Genomic DNA, 13323 nt, shown 5'->3' with positions numbered 1-13323 from the left:
TTTTACTAAAATATACTGCTTATAAAGCCTTTAATTGCTATATAATCAACTGAATTTCAATATTTTAAATCTTTGCATTTTACAATGGCTAACCATCAAAAAGATTTCTTATTTGTATTAATTAAATCGCTTTCAAAGTCTGAAAAACGCCAATTCAAGATTTTTGCAAGCCGATTAGAGACCAGTTCCAATACAAAATTCATTGAATTGTTCAATATTTTGGACAAATCCGAAGTCTATGACGAGAAACTTATTTTGAAAAGTGGTAGTATTAAAAAAGTACAATTATCCAATCTAAAATCCTATTTGTATAAACAAATTTTGGTAAGTATTCGATTGAATATACCGAGTCAGAATATTCGATACCAACTGCGTGAACAAATAGATTTTGCTACTATTTTATACAATAAAGGATTGTACAAACAGAGTTTGAAAATTTTGGATAAAACCAAACAACAAGCCTTAGAAAACGACGAAAAACACATGGCGTATGAAATTGTAGAATTCGAAAAACTAATCGAGTCACAATACATTACCCGAAGTATTCAAGGTCGTGCCGATGAATTGGCGGTACAAGCCAAAGAGTTGAACTATCGCAACACTATTTCGAGTAAATTATCCAATCTGTCACTTCAGTTGTATGGCATTATGCTTAAAACTGGTTATGTAAAAAGCGACGAAGAATACCAACAAATCGATGATTATTTCAATAAACACATTGCTAAATTTGATGAGGATAAATTCGGATTTCGAGAGAAATATTGGTATTACAATGCTAATCTTTGGCGAAGTTTCTTAGTTCAGGATTTTTTGTCTTGTTACAAATTTGCTCATAAATGGGTGACTCTTTTCTATGATAATCCCAATATGATTTATCTCAATCCGGTGTTTTTCTTAAAGGGAAACCATTATTTATTGGAATCCTTGTTTATGTTGAAATACAAAACCAATTTCAAAAAATACTTAGTTCAACTAGAAGAAACCATTAACGACCCTAAATTTCCAGTCAACGATAATATCGCTTCTTTATCTTTTCTGTATTTATACAACAACAAATTAAATTTTCACATTCTTGAAGGTAGTTTTGCCGAAAGCGAATACTTGATTCCTGAAGTTTTATATAAAATGAATCAGCATAGTGAACATTTAGACGAACATCACGAAATGCTGTTTTATTATAAAATTGCTTGTATTTATTTTGGAAACGAAAAATACAATGAATCGCTCTTCTATTTGGAGAAAATCATCAATAATAAAAATCTTACTATGCGTGAAGATTTAATGTGTTTTTCGCGTTTGTTGTACTTGATATTACACTATGAATTAGGTAATGATTATTACTTGGAGAATCAGTTGAGGAGCACATATAAATTCATGCTGAAAATGAATACTTACATGAAGTTCAAAAAGAAATTATTCGCTTCTTAAAAAACCTAAATTCAATCTACCCAGGAGATATTAAAAAAGAATTTATCAAGATGAAAGAGCGCTTTGTTGAGTTAGAGAAAAACACCTACGAAAAACGTGCTTTCTTGTATCTTGACATTATTTCATGGTTAGAAAGTAAAATCGAAAATCGAAAAATTGGTGATATTATTCGTGAAAAAGCCCAATTAAGTAATCGATAAACCAACTTTTTTCTTCAATTAAAAATATTACTTACATTTGTGAGAAGCGTTTGCGCTTTTTAAGATATTAAATACATACAATATGCAAAACATTCCTAGTGTTGACTTGCGTGATTTCCTGTCGGATGACCCGACACGTAAACAAAAATTTGTAAATGAAATCGGAAAAGCCTACGAAGATATTGGCTTCGTAGCATTAAAAGGACATTTTTTAGATGACCAATTAGTAGAAAATTTGTATAGTGAAGTTCGAAATTTCTTTTCGTTGCCACTAGAAACCAAATTACAGTATGAAATTCCAGGAATTGGCGGACAACGCGGTTATGTTTCTTTTGGAAAAGAACATGCTAAAGGACGCTCTGCTGGAGATTTAAAAGAGTTTTGGCACTTTGGTCAATACGTGAGTGACAATTCAAAATACGCTAACGAATATCCTAAAAACGTTACAGTTAACGAATTGGCTAATTTCAATTCAACAGGAAAAGAAGCGTACCAAATGCTTGAAAAAACAGGAGTGTATGTTTTAAGAGCTTTGGCTTTACACATTGGTTTGGACGAATTCTATTTTGACAATTTCATCAAAGACGGAAACAGTATTTTACGACCAATTCACTACCCGCCTATTACTGACGAACCTAAAGATGGAGCAGTTCGTGCTGCTGCTCATGGTGATATCAACTTGATTACGCTATTAATGGGCGCTCAAGGAAAAGGCTTACAAGTCCAAAATCATAATGGTGATTGGATTGATGCCATGGCGCAACCTGATGAATTAATGATTAATGTCGGTGATATGTTATCCAGACACACTAACAATAAATTAAAATCAACTATTCATCAAGTGGTAAACCCACCTAGAGAATTATGGGGAACGTCTCGTTATTCGATTCCTTTCTTCATGCATCCTGTTAGCGATATGCCACTGAATTGTTTGGAACAATGCATTGATGCTACACACCCAAAACAGTTTGAGGACATTACTGCTGGAGAATACCTGAATGAACGATTAGTGGAATTAGGATTGATTAAAAAATAATTAACAATTTATAATTGATTAATTGACAATTAAATGGACTTACAAGAACAATTAAAAAACCTATTCCCTGATCACCAAATTTCAAATGAGCCTGAAGCGGTTGCCGAAAACGAACATGAATTATACGTTCAATCGGAGCCTATGATTTGTAAGTTCGAAAAACGGAAAGGAAAACCCACCACTATAATTGCAGGATATGAAGGTGCTGACGAAGATTTCAAAATTTTAGCTAAAGAGATAAAAAGCAAACTCGCTGTGGGTGGAACGTTCAAAGACGGAGAAATTATCATTCAAGGTGACTATCGCGATAGAATTATGAAAATGCTACAAGAAAAAGGTTTTAAAACCAAACGCGTAGGTGGATAAATTCGATATACGAAGTACGATATTGGATTTACGAAGTTAAATTTTATACCTAAAATAAACATGATAAAATCATCAGAATTGATATTAAATCCAGACGGAAATGTGTATCACTTGAATCTGAAACCCGAAAATATTGCCCACGATATTATTTTTGTTGGTGATCCTGATCGTGTGGGAAAAATCACGCAATTCTTTGATAGTATCGAGTTTTCAATTCAAAAAAGAGAATTCAAAACTCAAACAGGGATTTATAAAGGTAAACGATTAACGGTACTTTCTACCGGAATTGGCCCGGATAATATTGACATTGTCTTGAACGAATTAGACGCCTTGGTGAATATTGATTTGAACACGCGTCAGCCTAAAGAACAATTAACTTCTTTGAATATTATTCGCATTGGAACCTCAGGCTCCATTCAAGCGGATATTCCTGTGGATAGCTTTGTGTTGTCTCAATTCGGAATTGGTTTAGACAATATGTTGCGATCCTATATAGTCGATGCCGTAACGCATACTGATATGGAAGACGCTTTTATGACTCACACCCAATGGGATGTGCGCAAAGGGCGACCTTATGCGATTGCTTGTTCTGAAACCTTGGAAAAAAGAATAGAAAGCAACCAAATGCACAAAGGAATCACATGCACTATTGGTGGGTTTTACGGTCCTCAAGGACGTGTATTGCGTTTACCTATTCAAGATAGTGATTTGAATTCCAAAATGGACAACTTTGAGTTTAAAGGCAACCGAATTACCAATCTCGAAATGGAAACGACTGCTATATACGGACTTTCGGCCTTGTTAGGACATAATGCATTGTCCTTGAATGCTATTATTGCCAATAGAGCTAGTGGTACTTTCAGCGAAGACCCTACCAAAGCGGTTGATGAATTGATTGCTTATACCTTAGATAAACTAGCTCAATAAACCGTTTATGACTTCTTTAAAGATTGTTGGCGTTCCGGAACATTTCAATTTGCCTTGGCATATTTGCCTTGAGAAAGGCGAATTTAAAAAAGAAAACATCGATTTGCAATGGACTGATGTCCCTGAAGGAACGGGTAAAATGTGCCAAATGCTTCGCGATGGAAGTGCTGATATTGCAGTGATTTTAACCGAAGGCATCCTCAAGGATATTGTTAATGGAAATCCGTCTAAAATAGTTCAAGTATATGTAAAATCGTCATTAATATGGGGGATTCACGTGGCGGCTCAATCCAATTACCAAACGCTGGCTGATTTAGAAAATACCAAAGTAGCCATTTCACGCCTAGGTTCAGGCTCGCAATTGATGGCCTATGTCAATGCCAAAAACCAAGGTTGGAACACTAACGAATTACAATTTGAAATTGTCAACACCATTGATGGCGCAGTAACTGCTTTGACCGAGGGTACGGCTGATTATTTTATGTGGGAACATTTTATGACGAAACCACTAGTGGATAACGGGATTTTTAGACGCCTAGCCGACAGCCCTACTCCTTGGCCATGCTTTGTGATTGCCGTTCGCGAAGAAATCCTAGCTACACAGCCCGAAGCCATTGCAACACTTCTTGATATTATTAATGCCAAAACACGAGATTTTAAAGCCATACCCAACATTTCAGACCGTTTAGCCACTACCTACCATCAAAAAATAGAAGACATTAACGAATGGTTAACCTTAACCGAATGGTCTCAAGAAAAAATAGATTTAGCTTTGCTGGATCAAATTCAAAAGCAATTGTTAGAGTTACACATTATTGATACGATCCTTCCTGCAGCACGGTTGGTATAAATTAAATGTACCTTTTTTTAGGAGCACTCACTTCATCTTCTTAACCCGTGCTGTCCCGCTATCCGCGCTACACGGTAGCTTGCTACTATCGGGGCTAGACTACTCGTTTATTTTTCAGCACAAAAAATGCAACCATAGTTGCTCTTTTAAATTGTTTTAATTAATTTTTATTTGTCTAGACAAAATCCTCACGCTGCGCAAAGTCTCCTGACTTTGAACTAACTAAAATCAAACTTACTAATAAATTAAATACAGAGCATAAAAAAAACTCCATCATTGCTGATGGAGTTTTTGGTTTTGAAACAATTTTCTTATTTCCAACCACCGCCTAAGTCTCTGTAAACATATACTGAGGCGTTAATTAGCTCTTTTTGGGTATCTACCAATTCTAATTTTGCTTCTAAAGCATCTCGTTGGGTCATCAACACTTCAAAATAATCTGCTCGTGCTGATTTGAACAAATCATTAGAAACCGAAATAGAACGGTCCAAAGCTCCTACTCGTTGGGTTTTCAAACTGAAGCTTTTTTGTAAATTATCCACTTTAGATAATTGATTAACTACTTCTAGATAGGCATTTAAAATCGTTTTCTCATAATTGTACAAGGCTTGGAGTTGGCGTGAGTTGGCACTTTTAAACTCAGCTTTAATCGCATTTCTATTGATTAAAGGAGCTGCTACATCTCCTACTAGAGAATACAATAAGGATTCGGGTGTTTTAAACAAATACGACGATTTGAACGCATTCCATCCTACTGAAGCCGAAATATCTAAGGAAGGATAAAACTCCGCTCTAGCCACTTTTACATCTAATTTGGCGGCTTCTAATTCCAACTCGGCTTGTTTAATATCCGGACGATTCGCTAACAATTGCGACGGAATTCCTGCTTTCAATTGTGAAGGCAAAGCGCTTACTAAACTTGTTTTATCTCTTTTAATTTCCTGTGGATAACGGGCCAATAAAAAGTTGATTTTATTCTCTGTTTCTTTAATTTTTTGAAGAATATCAAACTCCATACTGCTTGAAGTCAACACTTCGGCTTCAAATTTCTGAACGGCTAATTCGGTTGCACGTGCTGCTTCTTTTTGAATTTTTACAATTTCCAAAGCATTCTTTTGAATTGCAATACTTTGTTTCACAATCTCCAATTGGTTATCGTAAGCCAACAGCTCATAATACGAGCTCGCTATTTCAGCAATCAAATTAGTAATCACAAAGTTTTTTCCTTCAACTGTAGCCAAATAACGGCTAATGGCTGCTTTTTTGCTATTGCGTAATTTTTTCCAAATATCCACTTCCCAATGGGCATAAGCCGCCAGTTTATAATCTTGTAAAGCTTCAGGAAATTCTTGTCCCGGAGTAATTTCGGTAGAAGCGTCACCCGCACCTTGACTAGTGTATCGTCCTACTTTCTCTACTCCTGCTCCAGCACCTATGCCTACTGTGGGTAGCAAAGCGCCTTTACGCACTCGAATATCGTTCTTAGCAATTTCAATTTCTTGTAACGTAATGGCTAATTCTTGGTTGTTTTGTAAAGCAACCTCAATTAAATCCACTAGGTTTTTATCCTTAAAAAAATTGTGCCATTGTACAGTAGCTAACGTTGCTGTATCTTTTGAAGAAGCAAACGCTTCTGGAAGTGCAGCAGTTGAATTTACCGACTTAATATCGGGTGCTTTACAGCTAATTACCGCCAGACATAAGCCTAGCAGAATAGCATATTGAGTTATTTTTAATTTAATCATTGCTATTAATTTCTTCAGTTAAAGGATTTTCGTCTTCGTTTTTAATGAATTTCACTTTTTCGGACATCTTTCCGAAAATGTAATACAATCCGGGAATAATCAATACTCCACAAACTGTTCCTATCAACATTCCACCAGCTGCTGCAGAGCCTAATGTCCTATTTCCAATTTTCCCTGGATCAGAAGCCAAAGCGAGAGGTATCAAACCTGCAATAAAAGCAAAAGAAGTCATCAAAATAGGTCGGAAACGAACTTTGGCACCTTCCATAGCTGCATCAATAATTGAGGCTCCTTGACTATGCTTTTGAGCAGCAAACTCTACAATCAAAACAGCGTTTTTACCTAATAAACCAATAAGCATTACAAAAGCAACTTGTGCATAAATATTATTGGCTAAACCAAATAATTTTAAAAACAAGAAAGCACCAAATATACCTGCAGGTAAAGACAAAATGATTACCAATGGCAAAATAAAGCTTTCGTATTGCGCAGCAAGAACTAAATAGACAAATCCAAGACAGATTAAGAATATATACAGCGCTTCGTTTCCTCTAGCTACTTCATCTGCAGAAATACCCGCCCAATCAATTCCAAAACCTCTTGGTAGCGTTTCTTCGGCTACTTTTTTAACCACTTCAATAGCAGTACCACTACTGAACCCTATTGCAGGAGCACCACTAATTTCAGCAGCATTATACATATTATGTCGTGTAATTTCCGATAATCCATATACTTTTCTCATAGTCATAAAAGCCGAAAAAGGTACCATTTCATCTCGGTCATTTTTAACATATAATTTCAATATATCCTCAGGTAGAGCTCTGTATTCAGGAGCCGCTTGGACTATAACTTTATATTGTCTATCGTATTTAATAAAATTAGTCTCATAATTACTCCCTACTAATGTGGATAACGTATTCATAGCATTTTCAATACTTACCCCTTTTTGCTGTGCTAAATCGTTATCAATATCAAGAATGTATTGAGGAAAACTGGCACTGTAAAAAGTAAATACCGAAGTAAGTTCTGGGCGTTTTTTTAAGGCAGCCACAAATTCTTTACTTACCGTTTCCATTTTTTTATAATCTCCAGAGCCTGATTTATCTAACAATCGCAATTCAAAACCACCTGCGGCACCATAACCCGGAACGGCTGGAGGCTGGAAAAATTCAATGGTAGCGCCAGGAATGTCTTTAGCTTGTTCTTCTAACTCTTTTATGATTTCTTCCACATTTTTATCTCTTTCATGCCAATCCTTTAAATTAATCAAACAAGTTCCCGTATTAGCACCCGTTCCTTCAGTTAATATTTCGTATCCTGCCAAAGCAGAAACAGATTGTACCCCTTCTATTCTTTCTGCTACTTTTTGCAATTTTTCGGCTACTTCATTTGTTCGTTCCAATGATGAACCTGGTGGAGTTTGAATAATTGCATAGAACATTCCTTGATCTTCTCCTGGAATGAATCCAGAAGGTAAACTATTATTGATGAAAAATATTCCTACACAAAAGGCGACTAATATTCCTATCGAAATTGTCCTTCTATTTATAAATAAGGCTAGTATTTTTTGATAGTTAGTCGTTAAATTATTGAATCGATAATTAAATTCATCTAAAAATCGATTTACTAAATTCGTTGGGCGAACAACTCCGTGATTATTTTTAAGCATTATAGCACACAAAGCAGGTGTTAATGTTAAAGCGACAATTCCCGAAAGTATAATAGCCGTTGCCATTGTGATTGAAAATTGACGGTAAAATATCCCAACAGGCCCCGACATAAATGCTACAGGAATAAAAACTGCTGCCATTAAGAAAGTGATTGCTATAATAGCCCCTCCAATTTCCGACATCGCTTTTTTAGTCGCTTTCCTAGCAGAGAGATGTTCTTCTTCCATTTTAGCATGGACTGCTTCAATAACCACAATAGCATCATCTACAACAACCCCGATCGCTAGTACTAAGGCAAAGAGTGTAATCAAGTTAATGGTTATTCCAAATAATTGCATAAAGGCAAAGGTTCCAATTAATGACACTGGAACAGCTATTGCTGGAATTAATGTAGAACGCCAATCGCCAAGAAATAGAAATACAACTAATCCAACCAAAATAAAAGCTTCAACCAAGGTATGAATAACTTTATCTATAGAAGCATCTAAAAATTTAGAAACATCATAACTGATTTCATAATCCATTCCTTTAGGAAACGATTTTTTTAATTCCTCTAATTTTACTTTAACATCTTTGATAACTTGGCTAGCATTACTACCATACGATTGTTTTATAGAGATGGCCGCTGAAGGTTTACCGTCTATACTAGAATAAATATCATACATAGAACTTCCAAACTCAATATCGGCAACATCTTTTAATCGAAGTAATTCTCCATCAGGGTTAGCTCTAACTACAATATTGCCATATCCTTCTTTTGTAGTATACCTTCCTTTGTATTTTAATACGTATTCAAAGGCTTGTGATCGTTTACCAGAACTTTCTCCTGTTTTACCAGGCGAAGCTTCTAAACTCTGATTACTCAAAGACTCCATGATTTCATCGGCCGATATCTTATAGGCTAACATTCGATCTGGTTTTAACCAAATTCGCATTGCATAATCTCGGTTTCCTAAAATATCTGCAAATCCAACACCATTAACACGTTTTAAATCAGACAAGATGTTAATGTCTGCGTAATTATATAAGAATTTCTGATCAGTGCTTTTATCGTTACTAAATAAATTGACATATAAAAGCATATTAGGTTCTTCACGGGTAATTTTCAGACCTTCCCTAACAACTAATGGAGGTAGTTTGTTAATCACAGAAGCAACCCTATTTTGAATATTAATCGCTGCTTGATTAGGATCTGTTCCTAAATTAAATACCACTTGAACAGAAGCTTCCCCATCATTTCCTGCATCAGATGTGATGTATTTCATACCAGGAACTCCATTAATAGCTCTTTCTAATGGAATAACTACCGCTTTTACCATTAATTCTCCATTAGCTCCAGGATATGCCGCAGTAATATTTACTTTTGGAGGCGATATAGATGGGAATTGAGTTACGGGTAATCCAGTTATTGCTAGTACTCCCAAAAAAATAATAACAAGGGATATTACTATTGACAATACAGGTCTTTGTATAAATTTATTAAACATGAATTTCGTATTTTAATAGTTAATCTATTCTGCTTTCAACTTCAAATGAGCAAGAACGTCCAACGGTTTTTGATACACATAATTTATTTTATCACCATCATTTACTTTTTGAACACCTTCTAGCAAAATTTTATCAGATTCTTCAATACCACTTTGTATCACATAAAGGTCTGGTAATTCGCCTTTAATTTTGATTTCTATCGATTTTGCAACCTTGTTTTTATCGACAACAAAAACATATTTTTTATCCTGAATTTCGTAGGTTGCTTTTTGAGGAATAATTAATGTGTTTTTAACCGGAACTGTCATTACTACTTTGCCTGTTTGACCATTTCGCAATAATTTTTCAGAATTAGGGAAGCTAGCCCTAAAAGCAATATTTCCTGTTTCATTATCAAATTCACTTTCTATCACTTCTATTTTACCTTTATGCTTAAAAATTTCATTATTTGCTAAACGCAAATTAATTGTAGAACTACCTCGAGTATTTTTATTGGTTTCATATTCCAAATATTCAGGTTCAGACACATTGAAGTAGGCGTACATTTTACTATTATCAGAAAGGCTTGTCAATAATTCACCTTCATCAATTAGACTCCCTAATTTTTTAGGAATACGATCAATTGTTCCAGAGAAAGGAGCCCTAATCTCAGTAAAAGACAAATGTAACTTTGCTAAGGCTACCTCTGCTCTAGCTTGCTCTAATTTAGCTTGTGCCATGGCTTGTTCATTTTTAGACACTACATTTTTATCTGCCAAAGTTTTGGCATTTTGCAATTCTATTTCGGCAGCTTTAGCTTCAGATTGCGCTTTTAATAATTCCGCTTCATAAATTTTTGGCATGATTCTGAATAACAACTGACCTGTTTGTACAAATTGTCCTTCATCAACATAAATATTTTGTAAAAATCCTTTTTCTTGAGCTCTCAGTTCGATATTTCTAATCGAACGTATTTGAGTAACATACTCCTTAGTAAACGAAGTATCAATTCGTACAGGATTAGTTACAGTGTACTTTTCATCTTCTTCTCGTGTTTCTTTTTTTTGGTTGCAACTTAAATTGCATAATAAGGCTGTAAAGCCAATGAATAGGACTATTCTCTTCATGGGTAAAATAAAAATTAAATGTTTTTAAATGTAAAAAGACAGACTCTTAAAACGAGGAAACCCAATATTTACTGGGCGATTTAGGGTATCTAATGTAAAAAAAACTATACCCAAATCAATTGGAATAATTACTATTTAAGAATCAAAGGAGTTTTTTTTTCAGATTCTTAAAACCTGATTTTTAAGGTAAATAGGTATCGCAAACAGAGCTACAAAAAAGGTAGAAAAATTACCTTTCTGGCGATAATTTGATTGAAATAAGATGGCTGCAATAGAGATCCAATTATCAAAACAAGAATTTTGTTCTAAAAAATTAGATTTAAAATCTGAGGAATCTTCATTACTATGATAATCCTCTTCTAATTCAATATCAGTAAATTCAAAAACAGAAAGATTTGTATGCTCTTTTGAATGGTATTGCTGCAACTGATTTTTTTGAAAATTAGTTACAATAGAATGAGTCAAAGGCAACTTACTTGCCTCAACAGCAAAATTGTTCCCGTAACCTAGTACAAAAAAATATAGCGATATGAAAAATGGTAATATTCTCATTGGGGTCAAAATTAACCAAAAAAAGTAAGCGAAATACGATTTTATATTTTTTATAACATCTTGAAATAATATATAAAAAAAACTTAATTTATATGAAGTTTTTGTTTTACAATAAGGAGAATAGTACTTTTGGAATCTATATAAAAGACACATGGCACGATTCAAAGAAAACGATTTACCAAAATCAAAAATAACCTTAAGCGCCCTTCAAAAAGCAACACTCATATTCCAATATTCAGGAAAACACCGTTGGAAGTTTTATGTAGGTTTACTTTTTTTATTACTCACAGGAGGTACTGCTTTGGCTTTTCCAAAGTTAATGGGATTATTAGTAGATTGTGTCAAAAACAAAGACAATGCACAAGCTAATTTCATTGCGCTGATCTTAGTAGGTATTTTATTCATGCAATCTATATTTTCGTTTTTCAGATTGTCTTTGTTTGTCAATTTTACAGAAAATACTCTGGCCAATCTTCGTTTGGCTTTATATAGCAATCTAGTAAAATTGCCAATGTCATTCTTTTCCCAAAAACGTGTGGGGGAATTGAATAGCCGCATTAGCTCTGACATTTCACAAATTCAAGACACCTTAACTTCTACCATTGCTGAGTTTCTAAGACAATTCATTCTTATTGTTGGTGGAATTGCTTTATTGGCTACAGAGAGTTTCAAACTTACTCTATTGATGCTTTCTGTTGTTCCGTTGGTTGCCGTAGCAGCCGTAATTTTTGGACGATTCATCAGAGGGTATTCCAAAAAAGTTCAAGATAAAGTAGCCGAAAGCCAAGTGATTGTAGAAGAAACCATGCAAGGAATCAGTATTGTAAAAGCATTTGCTAACGAATGGTATGAAATTGCTCGTTATAAAACTCAGATAAAAGAAGTGATTCAAATTGCTATCAAAGGAGGAAAATACCGTGGGTACTTTGCTTCTTTCATTATATTTTGTCTTTTTGGTGCTATCGTAGCGGTGGTTTGGTATGGCGTGCAGTTGAGTATTTCTGGTGAAATGAGTGTAGGTCAATTAATCTCGTTTGTATTGTATTCTACTTTTGTTGGTGCTTCTTTTGGTGGTATTGCCGAATTGTATGCACAAATTCAAAAAGCAATTGGAGCTACTGAACGTGTTTTTGAATTATTGGACGAAACTCCAGAAAAAATTGAAGGGACTTCTACTCATCAATCTATTGAAAAAATCAAAGGCAATGTAAGTTTCAAAAATGTAGCCTTTCAATACCCGTCAAGAAAAGAGATGAAGGTCTTAAAAGATGTAAGTTTTACGGCTCAATTTGGGCAAAAAATAGCTATTGTAGGACCAAGTGGTGCTGGAAAATCAACTATTGCCTCACTTTTATTACGATTCTATTCCATTGCTGAAGGAAGTATTGAAATTGATCATAAGAACATATCCGATTACGATTTAGAACAACTTCGCGGTAATATGAGCATTGTCCCTCAAGATGTTATTCTTTTTGGAGGAACCATTCGCGAGAATATTGCCTATGGAAAACCCAATGCTACCGAAGAAGAAATTTTGGCTGCAGCCCAACAAGCCAATGCTTATAATTTCATTGAAAGTTTTCCAGAAAAGTTAGATACTTTAGTAGGAGAACGTGGTGTAAAATTATCAGGAGGTCAAAGACAACGCATTGCGATTGCAAGAGCATTGCTTAAAAATCCAAGTATTTTAATTTTAGACGAAGCCACTTCTTCTCTGGATAGCGAAAGTGAAAAACTCGTACAAGAAGCACTTGAAATATTAATGGAAGGAAGAACAAGTATCATCATTGCGCATCGTTTATCTACGATTCGTTCTGCAGACCAAATTTTAGTCTTAGATAAAGGAGTGATCGCGGAACAAGGTACTCATCAAGAATTGATTGCTTTGGACAATGGAATTTACAAGAATCTAAGTAATTTACAATTTAGTAATTCATAAAAAACAAAACGCCATT

General features: G+C 34.7%; 9 protein-coding genes and 1 pseudogene. 6 read left to right on the top strand and 4 right to left on the bottom strand.

Annotation, left to right across the window (positions count from 1 at the left end; all coding sequences use genetic code 11):
- Positions 1-84: 84 nt before the first annotated feature.
- The 5 genes and pseudogenes from MG292_RS08505 (at position 85) to MG292_RS08485 (ending at position 4807) form a co-directional block, all read left to right on the top strand.
- Positions 85-1628 (top strand): annotated as a pseudogene (locus MG292_RS08505) (hypothetical protein).
- A gap of 82 nt (positions 1629-1710) precedes the next feature.
- Entirely contained in the window at positions 1711-2664 is a 954-nt protein-coding gene (locus MG292_RS08500; RefSeq protein WP_264533159.1) for an isopenicillin N synthase family dioxygenase, read from the top strand.
- Positions 2665-2697: 33 nt separating this feature from the next.
- Positions 2698-3030 (top strand): translation initiation factor, encoded by a 333-nt coding sequence (locus tag MG292_RS08495; RefSeq protein WP_264533160.1) that lies wholly within the window; start codon positions 2698-2700, stop codon positions 3028-3030.
- Between the two features lie 60 nt (positions 3031-3090).
- Entirely contained in the window at positions 3091-3957 is an 867-nt protein-coding gene (locus MG292_RS08490; RefSeq protein ID WP_264533161.1) for a nucleoside phosphorylase, read from the top strand.
- A 7-nt stretch (positions 3958-3964) separates the two neighbouring features.
- Positions 3965-4807 carry a substrate-binding domain-containing protein gene (locus tag MG292_RS08485; protein WP_264533162.1) on the top strand — a complete coding sequence of 281 codons (843 nt, stop codon included), beginning with the start codon at positions 3965-3967 and terminating at the stop codon, positions 4805-4807.
- A gap of 311 nt (positions 4808-5118) precedes the next feature.
- Here the strand turns inward: MG292_RS08485 and MG292_RS08480 are convergent, their stop codons facing one another.
- The 4 genes from MG292_RS08480 to MG292_RS08465 form a co-directional block, all read right to left on the bottom strand.
- Positions 5119-6552 (bottom strand): TolC family protein, encoded by a 1434-nt coding sequence (locus tag MG292_RS08480; protein ID WP_264533163.1) that lies wholly within the window; start codon positions 6550-6552, stop codon positions 5119-5121.
- Entirely contained in the window at positions 6545-9709 is a 3165-nt protein-coding gene (locus MG292_RS08475) for an efflux RND transporter permease subunit (RefSeq protein ID WP_264533164.1), read from the bottom strand. Before MG292_RS08475 ends, MG292_RS08480 begins: the two co-directional genes overlap by 8 nt.
- A gap of 24 nt (positions 9710-9733) precedes the next feature.
- Entirely contained in the window at positions 9734-10816 is a 1083-nt protein-coding gene (locus MG292_RS08470) for an efflux RND transporter periplasmic adaptor subunit (protein WP_264533165.1), read from the bottom strand.
- 159 nt (positions 10817-10975) lie between these two features.
- Complete coding sequence (locus MG292_RS08465) at positions 10976-11368, bottom strand: hypothetical protein (RefSeq protein ID WP_264533166.1); 393 nt, start codon at positions 11366-11368, stop codon at positions 10976-10978.
- Between the two features lie 151 nt (positions 11369-11519).
- Here MG292_RS08465 and MG292_RS08460 point away from each other — a divergent pair, with 151 nt between their 5' ends.
- Positions 11520-13307: an ABC transporter ATP-binding protein gene (locus MG292_RS08460; protein ID WP_264533167.1), complete on the top strand. Its 1788-nt coding sequence runs from the start codon at positions 11520-11522 to the stop codon at positions 13305-13307.
- Positions 13308-13323: the final 16 nt, after the last annotated feature.

The sequence above is a fragment of the Flavobacterium keumense genome (genome assembly GCF_029866485.1).
In the GTDB taxonomy this organism is placed as follows: domain Bacteria; phylum Bacteroidota; class Bacteroidia; order Flavobacteriales; family Flavobacteriaceae; genus Flavobacterium; species Flavobacterium keumense.
The sequence above is the reverse complement of the archived record's forward strand: the minus strand, read 5'-3'. Positions and strand labels throughout refer to the sequence as shown.

Bases quoted from the DNA above. Each gene is read 5' to 3' on its own strand.
- MG292_RS08500 (WP_264533159.1), top strand. From the start codon at position 1,711: ATGCAAAACATTCCTAGTGTTGACTTGCGTGATTTCCTGTCGGATGAC.
- MG292_RS08495 (WP_264533160.1), top strand. From the start codon at position 2,698: ATGGACTTACAAGAACAATTAAAAAACCTATTCCCTGATCACCAAATT.
- MG292_RS08490 (WP_264533161.1), top strand. From the start codon at position 3,091: ATGATAAAATCATCAGAATTGATATTAAATCCAGACGGAAATGTGTAT.
- MG292_RS08485 (WP_264533162.1), top strand. From the start codon at position 3,965: ATGACTTCTTTAAAGATTGTTGGCGTTCCGGAACATTTCAATTTGCCT.
- MG292_RS08480 (WP_264533163.1), bottom strand. From the start codon at position 6,552: ATGATTAAATTAAAAATAACTCAATATGCTATTCTGCTAGGCTTATGT.
- MG292_RS08475 (WP_264533164.1), bottom strand. From the start codon at position 9,709: ATGTTTAATAAATTTATACAAAGACCTGTATTGTCAATAGTAATATCC.
- MG292_RS08470 (WP_264533165.1), bottom strand. From the start codon at position 10,816: ATGAAGAGAATAGTCCTATTCATTGGCTTTACAGCCTTATTATGCAAT.
- MG292_RS08465 (WP_264533166.1), bottom strand. From the start codon at position 11,368: ATGAGAATATTACCATTTTTCATATCGCTATATTTTTTTGTACTAGGT.
- MG292_RS08460 (WP_264533167.1), top strand. From the start codon at position 11,520: ATGGCACGATTCAAAGAAAACGATTTACCAAAATCAAAAATAACCTTA.